16 protein-coding genes are annotated in these 18,254 nt (G+C 65.9%); 13 read left to right on the forward strand and 3 right to left on the reverse strand.

The window, feature by feature from the left end:
- Nucleotides 1–130: 130 nt before the first annotated feature.
- Entirely contained in the window at nt 131–1,561 is a 1,431-nt protein-coding gene (locus tag DFO47_RS14355; RefSeq protein ID WP_243835494.1) for an amino acid permease, read from the forward strand.
- Nucleotides 1,558–3,291, forward strand: a complete 1,734-nt coding sequence (locus DFO47_RS14360) for an NAD(P)/FAD-dependent oxidoreductase (protein WP_208294409.1) — start codon at nt 1,558–1,560, stop codon at nt 3,289–3,291. The genes DFO47_RS14355 and DFO47_RS14360 overlap by 4 nt, the downstream gene beginning before the upstream one ends.
- 20 nt (nt 3,292–3,311) lie before the next feature.
- Here the strand turns inward: DFO47_RS14360 and DFO47_RS14365 are convergent, their stop codons facing one another.
- Nucleotides 3,312–3,830 carry a gamma carbonic anhydrase family protein gene (locus DFO47_RS14365; protein WP_133832106.1) on the reverse strand — a complete coding sequence of 173 codons (519 nt, stop codon included), beginning with the start codon at nt 3,828–3,830 and terminating at the stop codon, nt 3,312–3,314.
- Between the two features lie 108 nt (nt 3,831–3,938).
- Nucleotides 3,939–4,799 carry a formyltetrahydrofolate deformylase gene (purU, locus tag DFO47_RS14370; protein WP_018761944.1) on the reverse strand — a complete coding sequence of 287 codons (861 nt, stop codon included), beginning with the start codon at nt 4,797–4,799 and terminating at the stop codon, nt 3,939–3,941.
- Between the two features lie 277 nt (nt 4,800–5,076).
- Between purU and glyA the strand changes: the two genes are divergently transcribed.
- The 10 genes from glyA to DFO47_RS14420 all read left to right on the forward strand — a co-directional run bounded on the left by glyA (nt 5,077) and on the right by DFO47_RS14420 (nt 14,329).
- Complete coding sequence (gene glyA / locus DFO47_RS14375) at nt 5,077–6,375, forward strand: serine hydroxymethyltransferase (protein ID WP_133832107.1); 1,299 nt, start codon at nt 5,077–5,079, stop codon at nt 6,373–6,375.
- A gap of 3 nt (nt 6,376–6,378) precedes the next feature.
- Nucleotides 6,379–7,281, forward strand: coding sequence for a bifunctional methylenetetrahydrofolate dehydrogenase/methenyltetrahydrofolate cyclohydrolase (locus tag DFO47_RS14380; RefSeq protein ID WP_018761942.1), 903 nt, complete (start codon nt 6,379–6,381; stop codon nt 7,279–7,281).
- Between the two features lie 160 nt (nt 7,282–7,441).
- Nucleotides 7,442–8,383: an ABC transporter ATP-binding protein gene (locus DFO47_RS14385; RefSeq protein WP_208294415.1), complete on the forward strand. Its 942-nt coding sequence runs from the start codon at nt 7,442–7,444 to the stop codon at nt 8,381–8,383.
- On the forward strand, nt 8,376–9,224 hold the full coding sequence (locus DFO47_RS14390) for an ABC transporter permease (RefSeq protein ID WP_133832109.1): 849 nt from the start codon (nt 8,376–8,378) through the stop codon (nt 9,222–9,224). Before DFO47_RS14385 ends, DFO47_RS14390 begins: the two co-directional genes overlap by 8 nt.
- On the forward strand, nt 9,221–10,057 hold the full coding sequence (locus DFO47_RS14395; protein WP_109863490.1) for an ABC transporter permease: 837 nt from the start codon (nt 9,221–9,223) through the stop codon (nt 10,055–10,057). Before DFO47_RS14390 ends, DFO47_RS14395 begins: the two co-directional genes overlap by 4 nt.
- A 65-nt stretch (nt 10,058–10,122) precedes the next feature.
- Nucleotides 10,123–10,686 (forward strand): hypothetical protein, encoded by a 564-nt coding sequence (locus tag DFO47_RS14400; RefSeq protein ID WP_133832110.1) that lies wholly within the window; start codon nt 10,123–10,125, stop codon nt 10,684–10,686.
- 10 nt (nt 10,687–10,696) lie between these two features.
- A complete protein-coding gene (locus DFO47_RS14405) occupies nt 10,697–11,530 on the forward strand; it encodes an exodeoxyribonuclease III (protein WP_026264634.1) in 834 nt (277 codons plus the stop codon).
- A 16-nt stretch (nt 11,531–11,546) separates the two neighbouring features.
- Nucleotides 11,547–12,590 (forward strand): tryptophan--tRNA ligase, encoded by a 1,044-nt coding sequence (gene trpS, locus DFO47_RS14410; protein WP_018761936.1) that lies wholly within the window; start codon nt 11,547–11,549, stop codon nt 12,588–12,590.
- Nucleotides 12,591–12,594: 4 nt separating this feature from the next.
- Nucleotides 12,595–13,299, forward strand: a complete 705-nt coding sequence (locus DFO47_RS14415; RefSeq protein WP_133832111.1) for a 2'-5' RNA ligase family protein — start codon at nt 12,595–12,597, stop codon at nt 13,297–13,299.
- A gap of 106 nt (nt 13,300–13,405) precedes the next feature.
- Complete coding sequence (locus DFO47_RS14420) at nt 13,406–14,329, forward strand: YihY/virulence factor BrkB family protein (protein ID WP_208294410.1); 924 nt, start codon at nt 13,406–13,408, stop codon at nt 14,327–14,329.
- 17 nt (nt 14,330–14,346) lie between these two features.
- Here the strand turns inward: DFO47_RS14420 and DFO47_RS14425 are convergent, their stop codons facing one another.
- Complete coding sequence (locus DFO47_RS14425) at nt 14,347–16,449, reverse strand: hypothetical protein (protein ID WP_243835495.1); 2,103 nt, start codon at nt 16,447–16,449, stop codon at nt 14,347–14,349.
- Nucleotides 16,450–16,924: 475 nt separating this feature from the next.
- Here DFO47_RS14425 and DFO47_RS14430 point away from each other — a divergent pair, with 475 nt between their 5' ends.
- Nucleotides 16,925–18,226, forward strand: coding sequence for an extracellular solute-binding protein (locus DFO47_RS14430; protein ID WP_133832112.1), 1,302 nt, complete (start codon nt 16,925–16,927; stop codon nt 18,224–18,226).
- Nucleotides 18,227–18,254: the final 28 nt, after the last annotated feature.

Here is an 18,254-nt window from a genome sequence, read left to right on the forward strand (position 1 = left end):
GGAAACCGAAAACTACTCTGAAGGGACGTCAACGGTGACTGTGCCTGTGACCACCGAAAAACCCATTGCGCCGGGTGCCTCCCGGCCGCGCCTGGCAGACCAGCTCCAGCGCCGCAAGCCAATCGGCCAGATGGTCAGCGAAGCCGGAAGCGGCGAGGGCGGCACTGCGCTGGTCCGCAGCTTCGGCGTCCTCCACCTCACCATGATCAGTGTTGGCGCCACGCTCGGGACCGGGATCCTGGTGATCCTTGGCGAGTCGGTGCCGCTGGCCGGGCCGGCCATCTGGATCTCGTTCGTCATTGCCGGCCTGGCCGCGCTCCTCTCGGCGGTGTCGTATGCCGAAATGGCCGGCCTGGTTCCGGTAGCGGGCTCCAGCTATTCCTACTCCTACGCCACCATGGGCGAAGGCATGGCGTGGATCTGCGGGTGGTGCCTTGTCCTTGAGTACGCCGTTTCCGTGGCCGCCGTAGCCGTAGGTGCCGGCCAGTACGTCAATGAAGCGCTGGCGGCGTTTGGGCAGGTGCTGCCGGATGCGATGTCCCAGCCTCCCGGCGACGGCGGACTGGTGAACATCCCGGCGATGGCCATCGTGGTCCTGGCCATGGTCCTGCTGGTCCGCGGCGCCCGGGAAAGCGCCTGGATCAACACGGCAGTGGTGATCATCAAGATCGGCATCCTGCTCTTCTTCTGCGCCGTTGCCTTCACCGCGTTCAACGCGGGCAATTTCGAACCGCTCCTGCCCATGGGAGCCGCCGGTGTTTCCGCAGCTGCCTCGCGGGTGTTCTTCTCCTACATCGGCTTTGACGCGGCCTCCACCGCCGGCGAAGAGGCCCGGAACCCCAAGCGCGACCTTCCCCGGGCCATCCTGCTCTCGATGGTGATCGTCACCAGCGTCTATGTCCTCGTGGCGGTTGCCGCCATCGGGGCCCGGCCCTGGGGCTGGTTCGACGGTACCGAGGCCGCCCTCGTCCAGATCCTGGAGGAGACCACCCACCAGCCGTGGATTGCGCTGGTCTTCTCCATCGGCGCCGTCCTGGCCATCGCCAGCATCGTCCTCACCGTGCTGTACGGCCAGACGCGCATCCTGCTCTCGATGTCCCGGGACGGCCTGGTGCCCAGGGTCTTCGGCCGCGTCTCCGCCCGGACCGGTACCCCTGCCGCCGGAACGCTCATCGTGGGAACCGCCGTCGCCCTGACCGCAGGCCTCGTGCCGCTCGGCGCGCTGGCGGACGCCACCAGCATCGGAACGCTGTTCGCCTTCGCCCTGGTCAACGTCGCCGTCATCTACCTGCGGCGCAACCGCCCGGACCTGGAGCGCAGTTTCCGGGTGCCCCTGTATCCGGTCACGCCCGTGCTGGGAACGCTCATGTGCGCCTACCTCATGGCGAACCTTGGTGCCGATACCTGGCTGGTCTTCGGCGCCTGGATGCTCGTAGGGATTGCCATTTACTTCGGCTACGGACGCCGAAACTCGAAGGTAGCGGCCCTGAGCGAGCTCGACTACCGTGAACTGACCGCCAAGGCCCCGCGCCAGGAACCTGTGAAAGCAGAACACTCATGACCACCGCCACCGAACTGCCGGCCCCTGATCCCTCCAGCACCTCAACCGGGCCGGACACAGCAACCGGGCAGGGCCCCGACGGCCGGGCGCCCATCACCATGCTGAACCCCGATTTCCCCTTCAGCTACGACCACTACCTGGCCCACCCGGACGGCATGGGCTCCGTCCCGCCGGAGCTCTACGGCACGGAAGTGGCCGTCATCGGAGCCGGGCTCTCCGGCCTGGTGACCGCCTACGAGCTGATGAAACTCGGCCTGCGCCCGGTGGTCTACGAGGCAGACCAGATCGGCGGCCGCCTCCGCACGGCAGCCTTCCCGGCAGCTCCCGGCGTGGTGGCGGACCTCGGCGGTATGCGGTTCCCGGTCTCGGGCAAGGCTTTCTACCACTACGTTGACCTGCTGGGCCTGGAAACCTGTGAGTTCCCCAACCCCCTGGCCGAGGCCACCTCCAGCACAGTGATCGAGCTGGCAGGTAAGAAGCACTACGCGGAAAAGCCGGGAGACCTCCCGCCTTTTTTCCGTGAGGTTGCGGACGCCTGGAAAGCGGCCGTCAACGACGGCGCCAAGTTCACCGAAATGCAGGACGCCATCCGCTCCCGCGACACGGCCCGGATCAAGGAACTGTGGAACGAACTGCTCCCGCTCATGGATGAGCAGACCTTCTACGGGTTCATCGCCGCGAGCGATTCGTTCAAGGAGGCAGGGTTCGCGCACCGCGAGGCTTTCGGCCAAGTGGGATTCGGCACGGGCGGCTGGGATACGGACTTTCCCAACTCCATCCTGGAGATCCTCCGCGTGGTCTACACCGACGCGGACGACCAGCACCGGTTCATCCGCGGAGGAGCGCAGCGGCTCCCCGAGGCACTCTGGCAGCACGCGCCGTCGGACCTGGTGCACTGGCCCGACGGCACCTCCCTTGCTTCGCTCCACTCCGGCTCGCCCCGCGGCGCTGTGGGGAAGATCAGCCGCGACCCGGACGGAAACCTGCGGATCCGTGAACGCTGGGGCCGCGAGGCCAGCTACCCGGCGGTGGTGAGCACGTGCCAGTCGTGGCTGCTGTCCACCCGCATCCACACCGAGGAAGCATTGTTCCCGGCTGAGCTGTGGACCGCCATGGAGCGCTCGCACTACATGCAGTCGTCCAAGACGTTCGTCATGGTGGACCGGCCGTTCTGGAAGGACATCGACCCGGACACCGGGCACGAGGTCCTGTCCATGACCTTGACGGACCGGCTGAACCGCGCCACGTACCTGCTGGACAACGGCCCGGACCAGCCCGCCGTCATCCTGCTCTCCTACACCTGGAACGACGACGCCCTGAAATGGCTTGCCCTGGACGCGGACGAACGCGTGGAGCTGATGCTGCACTCACTGGAACAGATCTACCCCGGCGTGGATATCGCCGGGCACATCGTGGGGCAGCCCATTACCGTGTCCTGGGAAGCCGACCCCAACTTCATGGGCGCCTTCAAAGCCAACCTGCCGGGGCACTACCGATACCAGCAGCGGCTGTTCACGCACTTCAAGCAGGACGCGCTGCCCGAATCCCAGCGCGGCATCTTCCTGGCCGGCGACGACGTCTCTTTCACAGCCGGCTGGGCTGAAGGCGCCGTCACCACCGGGCTGAACGCCGTATGGGGCGTGGTGAAGCACCTGGGCGGGACATCCGCGCCCGGCAACCCCGGCCCGGGTGACCTGCTGGACGCAATGGGGCCAATCAGCCTGGACTAGCGCCGGCTCGGCGTCGAAACCTACTGGTGGAGCTCGCGGTGTTTCGCTGCGAGCTCCACGTAGTGCGCCGCATTGGCGCGGACGCCGTCGAACTCTTCCTCCGTGAGTTCGCGGCGCACCTTGGCGGGTACCCCGGCAACCAGGGACCGCGGCGGAACCACGGTTCCTTCCAGGACGACGGCGCCGGCCGCCACCAGCGAGCCGGCACCGATCACGGCGCCGTTAAGGACGGTGGCGCCCATGCCGATCAGGCAGTCGTCCTCCACCGTGCAGCCATGCACGACGGCGGCGTGCCCCACGCTGACACCCCGGCCCACCGTGCAGGGGAAGCCGGGGTCGGCGTGCAGCACCACGTTGTCCTGCAGGTTGCTGCCGGCACCCACGGTGATGGCCGCGGTGTCGGCGCGGACGGAAACGCCGTAGAAGGCACTGGAATCCTGGTCCAGGGTCGCCCGGCCAACGATGGAGGCTGAGGGCGCTACGAACGCTGTTTCATGGACAGCCGGGGAGTTGCCGGCGAAAGGGTACAGAGGAGCCATGGCTTCACCCTAAGCCACGCCTGCGCCCAACTGACTCGCGGCAGATGCCGTTTTGCGGCCCCAAAACGGCATCCTCTGCCAGCTGGTTGAAGCCAGTCGAAGACCGCGTCAGTTGAAGACCACTGTCCGGTTGCCGTCCAGCAGCACCCGGTGCTCGGCATGCCACTGCACGGCCTGGACCAGGGTCCGCCCCTCCACGTCACGGCCCATCTGGACGAACTGCTCCGCCGTGCGGGCGTGATCCACCCGGATGACTTCCTGCTCGATGATCGGACCCTCGTCCAGGGCTGCGGTCACGTAGTGGGCCGTGGCGCCGATCAGCTTCACGCCGCGCGCGTGGGCCTGGTGGTACGGCTTGGCGCCCTTGAAGGACGGCAGGAACGAGTGGTGGATGTTGATGGCCTTGCCGGTCAGCTCGGTGCAGAGGTCGTCGGACAGGATCTGCATGTAACGGGCCAGGACCGTCAGTTCGATGCCGTGTTCGGCGATGATGCCACGAAGCTTGTCTTCCGCCTGCACCTTGGTGTCCTTGGTGACGGGGATGTAATGGAACGGGATGCCGTAGAACTCCGCGAGTCCGGCCAGGTCCCGGTGGTTTGACACGATGGCGGGGATCTCGATGGGCAGTGTCCCGGAGCGCTGCTGGAAGAGAAGGTCGTTGAGGCAGTGGGCGGCGGTACTGGCAAGCACCAGGGTGCGCACCTTGTCGCCGACGGTGTTCAGGCTCCACTGCATGGAGAAGGCCTCCGCCACCGGTTCAAGGGCCGCACGCAGTTCGGACTTGGCGGCGGGTGTGGTGACCTCGACGCGCATGAAGAAGTTGCCGGTTGAGGGGCTGCCGTACTGCTGTGAATCCGTAATGTTGCATCCTGCCACCAGAAGGGCGCCGGCCACCGCGTGGACGATTCCGGGACGGTCCGGGCAGGACAGGGTTACCACATACGCTTGGTTCAGCAGCTGTTCATTCACGCGTAATAGCCTACCCGCGCTGCGGACGGTGCTTTTGATAGGCTGAAGTGGTCGCAACTGGCGTTGGGTGGCTAACCACCAGGGAGCGGCAATCACGAAGACCACGGATCGTACGCCTGGGCCGAGGGTCATGTTTTGCCGGTTGTGGGGCTGCTCCTGCGTCAGTGCAGCAGCACCATGCCCAGTGCTTCCACGCGCTGTCATCAACGCGGTGCGGGGGCGCGCCAGCCGGTAGCCTGACCTAAGCAGTGCCCGTATCCCTAGCCAGGAGTTCTTCGTGACTACTACAGCCACCTCAACCACAGCCGTCAGCAACCAGCCGCTGGCAGAGCTCGACCCCGAAATCGCCGCAGTCCTGGACCAGGAGCTTGGCCGCCAGCGCGGCACACTGGAAATGATTGCCTCCGAGAACTTCGCGCCCCGCGCCGTGATGGAAGCCCAGGGCTCCGTCCTCACCAACAAGTACGCCGAAGGCTACCCGGGCCGCCGCTACTACGGCGGCTGCGAGTATGTCGACGTCGCCGAGCAACTGGCCATCGACAGGGTCAAGGCCTTGTTCGGTGCGGAGTACGCCAACGTCCAGCCGCACTCCGGTGCCCAGGCCAACGCCGCTGCGCTCTCCGCCATGATCACCCCGGGCGACAAGATCCTCGGCCTGTCCCTGGCGCACGGCGGCCACCTGACCCACGGCATGAAGCTGAACTTCTCCGGCAAGCTGTACCAGGTTGCCGCGTACCAGGTCGAGGAAGACAACTTCCGCATCGACATGGACAAGCTGCGTGAGCAGGCCATCGCCGAAAAGCCGCAGGTCATCATCGCCGGCTGGTCCGCCTACCCCCGCCACCTGGACTTCGCCGCGTTCCGCTCCATCGCCGATGAGGTGGGCGCGCTGCTCTGGACCGACATGGCACACTTCGCGGGCCTGGTTGCCGCCGGACTGCACCCCAGCCCGGTGCCGCACTCCGACGTCGTCACCTCCACCGTGCACAAGACCCTCGCCGGTCCCCGCTCGGGTGTGATCCTGGCGAAGGAACAGTGGGCCAAGAAGCTGAACTCCAACGTCTTCCCGGGCCAGCAGGGCGGCCCGCTCATGCACGTCATCGCCGCCAAGGCCGTTGCCTTCAAGATCGCCGGCACCCAGGAATTCAAGGAGCGCCAGGAGCGTGTCCTCGAGGGCGCCAGGATCATCGCCGACCGGCTGAACCAGGCCGATGTCGCCGAGGCAGGCGTCTCCGTCCTCACCGGCGGCACCGACGTCCACCTGGTACTGGTTGACCTGCGCAACTCCCAGCTGGACGGACAGCAGGCCGAGGACCTCCTGCACTCGGTCGGCATCACCGTCAACCGCAACGCCGTGCCTTTCGACCCCCGCCCGCCGATGGTCACCTCCGGCCTGCGCATCGGTACCCCGGCCCTGGCCACTCGCGGGTTCGGCGCTGCCGAGTTCACCGAGGTCGCCGAGATCATCGCCACCGCGCTCAAGGCCGGCACCGGCGCCGACGTCGAGGCCCTGCAGTCCCGCGTTGACAAGCTGGCCGCCGATTTCCCGCTGTACCCGCAGCACGAGCAGTGGTGACCAATGACTGAAACCACCACCGCGCAGATCCTTGACGGCAAGGCCACCGCCGCTGCCATCAAGGCCGAGCTGACTGACCGCGTGGCCGCACTCAAGGCCAAGGGCGTCATTCCGGGGATCGCCACCGTACTGGTCGGTGCGGATCCCGCCTCGCAGTTGTATGTGTCCATGAAGCACAAGCAATCTGCGCAGATCGGGATGAACTCCATCCAGCGCGAACTTCCCGCGGACGCCACCCAGGAGCAGGTGGAGGCCCTCATTGACGAACTCAATGCGGACCCTGCCTGCCACGGGTACATTGTGCAGCTGCCGCTGCCCAAGCACCTGGATACCGACGCGATCCTGGAACGCATCGATCCCGCCAAGGACGCCGACGGGCTGCACCCGACCAACCTTGGCCGGCTGGTGCTGAACGTCAACCACAAGATCACCACACCGCTGCCGTGCACCCCCCGCGGCGTCATCGAGCTCCTTGAGCGCAACGGATACAGCCTGGCAGGCAAGCATGTTGTGGTGGTGGGCCGCGGCGTCACGATCGGCCGGTCCATCGGCCTGCTGCTGACCCGCCGGGACGTCAACGCCACGGTGACCCTGACCCACACCGGCACCACGAACCTCTCCGAACTGCTCCGGCAGGCGGACGTGATCGTGGGTGCTGCCGGCGTCAAGCACATCGTCAAGGCGGCGGACGTCAAGCCCGGCGCCGCGTTGCTGGATGTCGGAGTTACCCGCGAGACCGATCCTGAGACGGGCAAGAGCCGCGTCTACGGCGACATCGATCCCGCCGCTGCGGAGGTGGCCGGCTGGATCTCGCCGAACCCTGGCGGCGTCGGACCCATGACCGTGGCGCTGCTGATGACCAACGTGGTGGAAGCGGCAGAACGCGCAGCCGGCATCGCGCAGTAGTCCCGCCACCGGGCGCACGACGGCGGCACGGCACCTTTCGCAGGAAAGGCGCCGTGCCGCCGTCGGCCGTTATAACGAAACTGCAAGCGCACTTCCACATGCGCCGCACCTCAACTAGTCTGCACAGGTGCACAACGAAGCCATCCTGCCCTCCGGCACCATGACCGCGCATCGGCCATCCGGAGTGGTCATCTCCGCAGAGAACCTGACCAAGACGTACGGCGATGTGGCGGCCGTGGACGGCATCACCTTCAGCGTTCCGGCGGGGGAGTCCTTCGGGCTGCTGGGTCCGAACGGGGCAGGCAAGTCCACCACCATGAAGATGATCGGCGGGGTCACCCGGCGCACCTCGGGCAACCTCAGCATCATGGGACTGGACCCGGACACGCACGGGCCGGAAGTGCGCGCGCACCTGGGCGTGGTGCCGCAGCAGGACAACCTCGACGAAGAACTGCGCGTCCGCGACAACCTCCTGGTCTACGGCCGCTACTTTGGCCTGCCCATGAGCTACCTGAAGCCAAAAGCCGACGAACTGCTGGAGTTCGCGCAGCTGACGGACAAAGCCAAGTCCAAGGTGGACGCGCTCTCCGGCGGCATGAAGCGGCGCCTGACGATTGCCCGGTCCCTCATCAACGAGCCCAGGATCCTGCTGCTGGACGAACCCACCACAGGCCTGGACCCGCAGGCGCGGCACATCCTCTGGGACCGGCTCTTCCGGCTCAAGGAACAAGGCGTCACCCTGATCCTGACCACCCACTACATGGATGAGGCCGAACAGCTCTGCGACCGGCTGATCGTCGTGGACAAAGGCCGGATCATGGCTGAAGGGTCACCGGCGCAGTTGATCCGTGAGCACTCCACCAAGGAAGTGGTGGAGTTGCGTTTTGGCTCGGAACGCAACGCAGCCATCGCGTCCCGGCTTGAAGGCATCGGTGACCGCCTCGAAGTCCTGCCGGACCGGGTGCTGATGTACGCGCACGACGGCGAGTCTGCCCTTGAGCAGGTCTCGGCCCGCGGCCTGAGGCCGCTGACGTCGCTGGTGCGCAGGTCCTCGCTGGAGGACGTCTTCCTCCGGCTCACCGGGCGGAGCCTCGTTGACTGAACCACTGGCCGCTCCGCAGTCCGCCCTTAGGGCGCACCGGCCCGACATCTCGGCTGCCAAGGCCCGGCGCTGGGGCGCCTTCTACTATGCGGAGCAGGTGCTCCGGGTCATGAAGGGGTACTCCTGGTCCATTGTGATGTACAGCGTGGGCCAGCCCGTGGCGTACCTGTTTGCCATGGGCGTGGGCCTGGCCACCCTGGTGGACTCCGGCAATGCGGCGTTCGGCGGCGTGTCCTACCTGGCCTTCATCGCCCCGGCGCTGCTGGTCTCCGCTGCCGTGATGACGGCCGCGAACGAGTTCACGTTCCCCGTCATGGACGGTTTCAAGTGGCGCCGAATCTACTTCGGGCCGCACGCGTCACCGCTGACTCCACAGCAGATCGCGGCAGGACAGATCATGGCCGTAACACTGCGCCTGCTGCTGCAGTCTGCCATCTACTTCGCCGCCGTGGCGCTGTTCGGCGCCTCACCGTCCGGCTGGGGCTGGGCCGGGATCCTGGTGGCCACCCTGACGGGCCTTGCCTTTGGGCTTCCGCTGATGGCCTACTCCGCGTCGATCACGGAAGACAAGGGCCAGTTTGCGCTGGTGATGCGGTTCATCGTAATGCCGCTGTTCCTTTTCTCCGGGACATTTTTCCCGCTCGAGAACCTCCCGCCGGCAGTGCGCTGGGTCGGATGGATCTCGCCCATCTGGCACGGTACCGAACTTGGCCGGGTACTCAGCTTCGGCTACCACGAAGCGCCACTGCTGACCATCCTGCACATCGCCGTCCTCGGCGGACTGGCCGCGTTGGGTTGGCTCCTGACCCGGCGCCGCTTTGCCCTGAGGATGGGCCAATGAGCGCCGTCTCAGGCCGCGCCGCCAGCGTGACCGAGGCGGCGCGCAACCGGACGTTCGGGCCGCTGTACTCGCGCAATGCAAAGGCCGTCATCTCCCGGGGACTGATGGCGACGCGCAGCACCAACTGGCTGGTGATGGTGTCCGGATTCTTCGAACCAGTGCTGTTCCTCGTGTCCATGGGGGTGGGCCTGGGTGCCATCGTGGGAGACGTCCGCGGACCCGACGGGACTTCCATCAGCTACGCGGCGTACATCGCCCCTGCCCTGCTTGCCGTGTCGGCGATGAACGGCGCCGTGTACGACTCCACCTGGAACGTCTTCTTCAAAATGAACTTCGCCAAGCTCTACCAGGGCATGCTCTACACGTCGTTGGGGCCCCTGGACGTTGCGGTGGGGGAGATCTTCCTGGCCCTGCTGCGGGGCATGCTCTACGCCACCGGCTTCACCGCCGTCATGGGAGCCATGGGGCTGATTACCACGGCCTGGGCGCTGCTCATGATTCCGGCTTCGGTGCTGATTGCCTTCGGCTTCGCCAGCCTCGGCATGGGGATCACCAGCTTCCTCAAGACATTCCAACAAATGGACTGGATCAACTTCATCCTGCTGCCCATGTTCCTGTTCAGCGCCACGTTCTACCCGCTGAGCGTCTACCCCGAGCCCATCCAGTGGTTCATCCAGGCCATGCCGCTGTGGCACGGGGTGGAACTGCTGCGGCAGATCAGCGTGGGAAGCTTCACGGCCGCCACACCGTTGCACGTGGGCTACTACCTGGCCATGACCGCCGTCGGAATGCTCCTGACCACCCTCCGCCTGCGGAGCCTCTTCCTCAGGTAGCAGCCCCTGTTCGCCCGGGGTGGAAGACGGCCGGAGCACTGCCCGCCATTTGAGACAATGGCTGCATGCGAACTTTGGGCAGCTCACCGTCATCCTCCAAACCCGCCAGGGGCGGCTTTTCGATGTTCCGCATCAGCGGGCCGGGCCTGATGGTCCTGGTAACGGCGTTCATCGTTGCCGTCCTCTTTGCGGCAAACCAGAACGACGTCGTGGGTTGGGTTGTTGCCATCATTGCCGGCTTCTGGCTGGCCCTGGCTGCGTTCGTGGTCTTCAGCATCCAACGGGCCGCCAGGAAGGCGGGGGCAAAGCTCACCGAGGCGCAGAGCGCCTTCAACGCCGCCGCCGGCCGCGCTCCCGCGCCCGCTTCCGCCGACCATGGCGGAACCCGCGTGATCTACGAACGCTCCGAAGCTGAGGAAGTACGTGACCTCAAGCTTGACCACTCCTTCAAGATCGTCCAGGTGCAGGTCCGCGTGGTGGAAGAGGAGCGCGCCAAGGGTGCGTCCGCCAACCAGGACACCATCAACCGTGCCCTGGAGACCATCGAGATCACAGCCACCAACGCCCGGGACATGATCAAGTCCTCCGGCGGCAGCGGAGAGCCGGTCGCCGGAACCATCATCGACTAGAGTGGAGCGGGTGAGCTCGGCATTGAACAAGGACCACCTTCGCATCGCATCCGTCAACGTAAACGGCCTTCGGGCTGCCTACAAGAACGGGATGGCGGCGTGGCTTGAGCCGCGGGACGTGGACATTCTCTGCCTGCAGGAGGTACGCGCCCCTGACGCGATCGTCCGGCAGCTGCTCGGGGATGACTGGCATATCCTGCACGCCGAAGCGGAAGCGAAAGGCCGTGCCGGCGTCGCCATCGCGTCCCGGCAGGAACCCCTCGCCACCAGGAACGGCATCGGCGACGACTACTTTGCCACGGCCGGGCGCTGGGTGGAGGCCGACTTCCGGTACCCGGATGCCGCCGGCAACCCCGTCCAGCTCACCGTAGCCAGCGCCTACGTGCACTCGGGCGAGGTGGGGACGCCAAAGCAGGACGACAAATTCCGTTTCCTGGACGCCATGATCACCCGGCTGCCGGAGCTGGCCAAGCACAGCGACCATGCGCTGGTGGTGGGAGACCTGAACGTCGCCCACACACCGTTCGATATCCGGAACGCCAAGGGCAACGTGAAGAAGGCCGGTTTCCTGCCGGCGGAACGCGCATACTTCGACCGCTTCCTGGGCGAGGAAATCGGCTGGCACGACGTCCACCGGAACCTGTCTGGCGAGATGGACGGCCCCTACACCTGGTGGTCGCAGCGCGGAAAGGCCTTCGACAATGACACCGGCTGGCGCATCGACTACCACCTGGCCACCGCAGGGCTGGCGTCCGGTGCCCTGTCCGCCGTCGTCGACCGTGCCGCCTCGTGGGACACCCGCTTCTCCGACCACGCCCCGCTGGTAGTGGACTACCAGCTCTGAGCCCGAAAGTTCTTCCATGACCAGCCAGACTTCCCAGCCAGCCAAGAAGCGCATACTCTCCGGCGCCAAGCCGACCGCCGATTCCCTCCACCTGGGCAACTACATCGGAGCCGTGCGCAACTGGGTGGATATGCAGGCGGAGTACGACGCCGTATTCTTCGTCCCGGACCTGCACGCCATTACGGTGGACTTTGAGCCCGGGGAACTTGCCAAACGGACCCGCATCGTCGCGGCCCAGTACATCGCCGCCGGTATCGACCCGGACAAGAGCATCTTCTTCGTCCAGTCACATGTGCCCGAGCACGCGCAGCTTGCCTGGGCCCTGAACTGCATCACGGGCTTCGGCGAGGCGTCGCGGATGACCCAGTTCAAGGACAAGACCCAGAAGTCCGGAGCGGATTCCGCCACGCTGGGCCTGTTCGCCTACCCCACGCTGATGGCGGCCGACATCCTGCTGTACCAGAGCGACCTCGTGCCCGTTGGCGAGGACCAGCGCCAGCACCTTGAGCTGACCCGCAACCTGGCCCAGCGTTTCAACACCCGGTTCGGCCAGACCTTCACCGTGCCCGAGGCAACGATCGTCAAGGAAAGCGCCAAGATCTACGATCTCCAAAACCCCAGCGCCAAGATGTCCAAGACGGGTGAGTCGCCCAACGGTGCCATCCAGCTGCTGGAAGATCCCAAGATCGCAGCCAAGCGCATCAAGTCCGCTGTCACCGACGCCGGAACGGAGATCCGCTTTGACGCCGAGGAAAAGCCCGGTGTGTCCAATCTGTTGACCATCTACTCCGCCCTCACCGGCAAAACGGTCACCGAGCTGGAAGCCGAGTACCAGGGGAAGATGTACGGCCACCTCAAGGTGGACCTCGCCGAGGTGGTGGTGGATTTCATCACACCGATCCGCAACCGCACGAACGAGCTCATGGCTGATCCCGCCGAGCTCGACCGGCTGCTGGCCCTGGGCGCCGACCGGGCCCGGGAGATCGCTTCGGTCACCCTCGCACGGGTGTACGAGCGCATGGGCTTCCTGCCGTCCCTCACCCTCGCTGGAGTCCGCTAGCGCCATGTCTTCGAAAAACGCTACCGCCAGGGGAAGCGCGTGCTCTGCCGGCGAGGCGGAGCGGACCCGGCGTAACCGTTACGAGGACCAGCCCGGCCAGGATGCCGTGGCGGAAGGCGGCGCGGCCGGGACCGAAGACGTCAGCGTGGGCGTCATCCTGGGTTTCCCGGACGAGATTGCCGCGGAGCTGCAGCGCTGGCGCGCGTCATTTGGTGACCCGATGGCCGGAGTGATACCGGCGCACATCACCCTGATCACCACCACGCCCACGCAGGATTGGGAGGCAACCCGACAGCACGTCCGCGAGGTTGCCCGCTGCCAAAGGCCTTTCACGGTCACCATCGCCGGGACGGGAACGTTCCGTCCCGTCTCGCCTGTTGTCTTCATCAAAGTGGAGGACGGGTTCGAACACTGCGTGGATCTGCACCGCAGGCTGCAGCAGGGTCCCCTGCACCGCGAGCTGCCGTTCGCCTACCATCCGCACGTCACGATTGCCCACGATGTCGCCCCGGAAAGCCTGGACGAGGCCGAAACGGCACTAAAGAACTATAAGGCAACCTTCCCCGTGGTTAGCATGGGACTCTATGAGCATGATGCCAACGGCATCTGGCAGCTAAGGGAAGAGCTGGATTTTGGGACCGAAACTAACAACGACGCCGGCACCCCCTTCACGGACGCTGCCGCGAACACCGCAACGGACGCCGGCTGACCAGCAGCCCCTGCCTACTGAAATCGCCCGGCTGAAGCTGGACGTCATCCAGAAACGCAGCGACTGGCATAAGGCGCGCCGCTCCGGCGGCAAGATTCCTGCCCTGATGGCGTGGATACAGTTGTTCACTGCCCGGCTGAACGTCGTGCGGCCCATGCGGGCCTTCAGGCATTACGGACTCCATTACGGACCGTTGATGAGCGCGGGCATCGGCTTCAACATGTTCTTCTCCATCACGGGCCTGCTGGCCACCGGCTTTTCCGTGGCCGGCCTGGTACTCCGCGGCCAGCCGGCCTTGCTGGACACCATCATCAGCAGCGTGGCCAGGAGCGCCCCGGGTCTGTTGAAGGTCAATGGCGGCGATGGCCTGGTGGACCCCAAGGACTTGCTGGATCCCAGCGGACTGGGCTGGACGGCCGTGATCAGCGCCGTGGTCACCGTGGTTACTTCGCTCGGCTGGATCAACGGCCTCCGGGACGGCCTCCGCGGGATTGTTGAGTTGCCTCCGCTGGTGGTCAATCCCATCCTGCTCAAGCTGCGCGACGCCGGGACCCTGCTCCTGCTGGGCGTGGCGCTGGTGATCAGCGCTGGCGCATCGCTGGTGTTCGGCACCGCCGCAGGTTGGGTTGCCGATTTCCTGCATCTCAGTGACGCCTTGGCCGGCCCGCTGACCACGTCCGTCAAGATTGTGGTGCCAATGGTCCTGAACTGGGTCACCGCGCTGATCATGTTCCGGCTGGCTGCCGGGTTGAAGCTTTCCCGCCAGGCCCTGCTCGAGGGGACCATCCTTGCTGCCGTGGGCACCACCGTGCTGCAGATCTTCAGCACGGAACTGCTGGGCGGAGCCAGCCGGAACCCCATCCTGGCGCCGTTTGCCATCATCATCGGCCTGCTCATCTGGTTCAACCTGGTCAGCCAGGCCTACCTCGTCTCCGCAGGGTGGTCAGCGGTGCGCGAGGCCGACCTCGCGTCCGGCGGCAAGCCCCGCAAGACGATCCTTGGTGCCCGCCGGGCGACACCCCAAACCTGACCCGGGCGAACGGGCACCTAGGGAAAGGGCAGCAGCCCTTCCCACCGCACCGTCCAGCCCGGCGGGAAACCGGGGGAGCGATGGTCAGGGCCGTTGTCCCATCCGGCAGCCATCAATGCTGTGGCGGCCAGGAGGCCGCCGTTGCCGGGCAGGTACAACGGCAAGGAATCGGTTTGGCGGTTGTGCCCGTTGGGCAGGACCGTATTCTTGCCCGCATCCTGCAAAAGGACGTCCACAGCGGCCTCCGGATCGCCCAGGCGGGCAGCGGTCATGGCCATGACCGGGTAATCCCAACCCCAGGTACTTTCCCAATCCCAGCCGGCCAGGACATCGGCCAGCGTGGCCCGCATGATGTCTTCGTCAATGAGGTCCGTCCGCGGCAGGACCCCCAAAGCGCACAGCATTGACGGGTGGTCGGTCCTGATGGTGAACGGCTCCACGTCTATCGCTGCGTAGGCGCCGTCGATGACCCGCGGCGGAACGAGTCCTCCCGCAACGTCCTGCCACGCCGCCACAGGTTCCAGGCCCATCCGTTCCCGCCATGAGGCGGCGGTCCGGAGGCCCCACTGCCAGTACGCCAGTTCAAAGGTGGGATTCGTGACGGAGGCCCGGATCGGGCCGTAGCTTTCCTGGGCCGGTACGATGGGCGGCCCCAATTCGAATCCGCGCGCCGTGGGGTGCGCGAAGCTGGCCATGAACGAGGCCGACTCGAACACGATCTCCGCGAACTCATCCAGGATCTCCTTGCAGGGATTGGCGCGATAGACAAGTTCTGCCAGGTAGATGGGGTGCGGCTGCTGCCAGAGAAGGAAGGTGCCGATCGGACTGGGGCTCTCCCGCCCGTCCGGGCCCACTTGCTTGGGCCAGCGGACGCCGTCGAACCCTTGGGCCCTCGCCGTCTGCCGCGATGTTTCGAGGACCGTGGCGTACCACCGCAGGGACGGCAGCAGGAGTTCCGAACGGCCCCAGAGGGCGAAGTGTGCAGCGTGCCACCAATGCATCTCCAGATGGAACCGTCCGCGCCACGAATTGCAGACGAGCCCGGTTTCCTGGGGCGGGAGGGAGCCGGCGCAGTTGACCGCCGTCAGGTACTGGGAGAGGACAATGCGGCGCTCGAGTTCCTTGGCGCGGGCGTCTCCGGTCGCACCCAGTTCCACGGCCGCGCCCGTGGTCCAAAACCCCTCCCAACGGGCCGCGGAGGCAGCGGCAATGCCGTTGCCGGGGCTGTTGCTGCCGGGGAGGGGCCCGACGGCGGCACTGGCCCTTGCGTCTCCGCGCGGCAGGTCCGCCGGCAGGAGGGCGTCATCCCCGGGTCGCGGGATACAGTCGCCGTCGCCGGCGGGTACAAAGGCCAGCGCGACGTCCAGAACTCCTGGTTCCCCAGGCAATGTGCTGATCCGGATCCGGTGCCTGCCCGTTTGCTCCACGACGAGTCCGCTGCCGCTGACCACCATCCGGTACCGGGCGTTGTCCAGTTCACGGTGAACGGTCCACGTTGTCGAGCCGGGATGGACCTCTGACGCGACAGGCTTCCCGAGGGTGGTGGTATGGGCCTCGGGCCGGCTCCAGTCGGCGGCGTTGTGCCAGGCCTCGGATCCGTAAGGGAAATCAATGCAGAGCACCAGCCCCTCGTGGAGGGCGGGTGATTCCACGTGGAGGCCCAGTTCATCGCGACGCGGATGGCATGCGGTGAGGACGTCGACCGGCCGGCCACCAAGGGTGAAGCGGCTGTGGACGGTGCCAGTCCACAGGTCGAGGGTCTGCACGGTGCCTGCCAGGTCTGTTCGGCTGATGGCCTGTTCGGTTGAGCCTGGCGCCAGCATGAAGCCGATGCGTGCCAGGTCCAGCCGGTGCGGATTGGCCCGCAGCCATGTTTCGGCGGCCGAGGAACCGGTCTCGCGGTCGTTGACGATGTCTCCCACCATGTCCACGTAGGGCACAGGCCCGCGGGGGGAATCGTAGGAAACGGTGGAGCCGGCCAGTCCGTAGGGTTCCTCGGCGGGACGGGAATGCCAGCCCCACTGGGACTGCGTACCGAGGAGTGTCCCGGGCGGGAGGGCGTCGTCGCGGGCACCCACCGGATAGTCGGCCGGGAAGGTCTGGACGCCGGTCAGGTCCATTGTGAAGGCAAACTCGCCGTTGCCCACCGACACCGGGCTTCGCGGGTCCACTGTTCGCTGGCTGACGTTGTGCCTCGTGACCAAGGCCCTCCTGTCGATGGGCGCGGTGCTGCCCGGCGAGGCTTTGGGCGTCACCGCGCGGTCGGTGGTGCCTTGGCTGTGCACGCTGAACGGCCTCCTGGGGAATGCGGGGGTAAAGCACCATTACGACAAGCCGCCTGACGGGTAACTTACCCTGCGGGAAAGGCGTGGTGCGGGAAAGGCGAGGAATCAGAAAGCGTTTTCCCGCCTTTATCCTTGCGGCGCGCCGGGGCGACTGTCAACCCTTGGTACGCGTTTTGCGCGTCAGAAAACTCACGGCATTGGCAGGTGAAGCCATGGTGCACATTCGGGTGGGAATGAGCCCTTGACGTCGGAAGCAGGCCTTTGATACGTTTCACGAAATCGCTTTCTCATCTCGGAAGAAGCTTGCCCAATGACGCGAAAAGTTATCCGAACCCTTCGTAAATTAACTGCCATCCTCACGGCCGCGGCACTCCTTGGCCTCACCGCGGCATGCTCCAGTACCCCATCCAACAAGCCTGAGGACGGCCCTGTCGAAATCCGTTTCTCCTGGTGGGGCAACGCTGGCCGCGCCGACCTGACCAACAAGGCCATCGCCGAATTCGAGAAGGCCAACCCGAACATCAAGGTCAAGCCGGAGTACGGCGACATCGGCGGATACTTCGACAAGCTTGCCACCCAGGTGGCGGCCAATGATGCTCCCGACGTCATCACCATGGGTGGCGCCTATCCGGCGGAGTACGCCAACCGGGGTGCCCTGCTGGATTTGGCCACGGTCAAGGGCCCGCTGGATCTGTCAAGGATGGACCAGGGCGCACTGGAAAACGGTCAGGTCAAGGGCAAGCAATACGGGGTGTCCACCGGTGCCAATTCCCTGGCGATTGTCGCCAATCCGGCGGTGTTCTCGGCGGCGGGAGTCCCGCTGCCGGACGATACTTCCTGGAGCTGGGAGGACTTCGCGAAGATCGCGGCGGATGTCACGGCCCACAGTCCCAAGGGGACCTACGGAACCGCCACCGTGCTCACACACGACTCCCTGGACGCCTTCGCCCGCCAGCGGGGTGAATCGCTGTACACCCAGGACGGTCAGTTGGGGCTCGGCAAGGAAACGGTCCAGGACTACTTCGACTACTCACTGAAGTTGAGCGAAACCGGGGCGGCCCCAAGCGCCTCCGAGACCGTCGAGAAGCTCAACGTCAGCACCGAGCAAACCCTCCTGGGCATGGGCAAAGCGGCCATGATGCTGACCTGGAGCAACTCGTTGTCCGCCCTCAGCAAGGCATCCGGCGCCGACCTCAAGCTGCTCAAGCTCCCGGGTGAAAAACCCACGCCCGGCATCTGGCTCCAGTCCTCGCAGTTCTACACCATCTCGGCCCGCAGCAAGCACGCTGACGCGGCGGCAAAGCTCGTGAGCTTCCTGGTCAACGACCAGTCGGCGGCCAAAATCATCCAGAGCGACCGGGGCGTTCCCAGTAACGCCGACATGCGCAACGCCATCAAGGACATGCTCACGCCGCAGGGGAAGGTGGAGGCCGACTACATCAACCAGATCGGCAAGATGGACTTCGCCCCCACATACATCGGACCCACCGGCTCGACGGCCGTCTCCGAAATCACGGCCCGGATCAACACCGATGTCCTGTTCAAGAGGCTGGCGCCGGACAAGGCCGCCGAGCAGTGGATCAGCGAGAGCAAGGCTGCCATCGGCAAATAGACCGGGTGCCCGGGCGCTCCCTGGAACG

The sequence above is a fragment of the Arthrobacter sp. AG258 genome (assembly GCF_004364695.1).
Classification (GTDB): Bacteria; Actinomycetota; Actinomycetes; order Actinomycetales; family Micrococcaceae; genus Arthrobacter.

Bases quoted from the DNA above. Each gene is read 5' to 3' on its own strand.
- DFO47_RS14355 (WP_243835494.1), top strand. From the start codon at position 131: ATGGTCAGCGAAGCCGGAAGCGGCGAGGGCGGCACTGCGCTGGTCCGC.
- DFO47_RS14360 (WP_208294409.1), top strand. From the start codon at position 1,558: ATGACCACCGCCACCGAACTGCCGGCCCCTGATCCCTCCAGCACCTCA.
- DFO47_RS14365 (WP_133832106.1), bottom strand. From the start codon at position 3,830: ATGGCTCCTCTGTACCCTTTCGCCGGCAACTCCCCGGCTGTCCATGAA.
- DFO47_RS14380 (WP_018761942.1), top strand. From the start codon at position 6,379: ATGACTGAAACCACCACCGCGCAGATCCTTGACGGCAAGGCCACCGCC.
- DFO47_RS14385 (WP_208294415.1), top strand. From the start codon at position 7,442: ATGACCGCGCATCGGCCATCCGGAGTGGTCATCTCCGCAGAGAACCTG.
- DFO47_RS14395 (WP_109863490.1), top strand. From the start codon at position 9,221: ATGAGCGCCGTCTCAGGCCGCGCCGCCAGCGTGACCGAGGCGGCGCGC.
- DFO47_RS14400 (WP_133832110.1), top strand. From the start codon at position 10,123: ATGCGAACTTTGGGCAGCTCACCGTCATCCTCCAAACCCGCCAGGGGC.
- trpS (WP_018761936.1), top strand. From the start codon at position 11,547: ATGACCAGCCAGACTTCCCAGCCAGCCAAGAAGCGCATACTCTCCGGC.
- DFO47_RS14415 (WP_133832111.1), top strand. From the start codon at position 12,595: ATGTCTTCGAAAAACGCTACCGCCAGGGGAAGCGCGTGCTCTGCCGGC.
- DFO47_RS14420 (WP_208294410.1), top strand. From the start codon at position 13,406: ATGGCGTGGATACAGTTGTTCACTGCCCGGCTGAACGTCGTGCGGCCC.
- DFO47_RS14425 (WP_243835495.1), bottom strand. From the start codon at position 16,449: ATGGACCTGACCGGCGTCCAGACCTTCCCGGCCGACTATCCGGTGGGT.
- DFO47_RS14430 (WP_133832112.1), top strand. From the start codon at position 16,925: ATGACGCGAAAAGTTATCCGAACCCTTCGTAAATTAACTGCCATCCTC.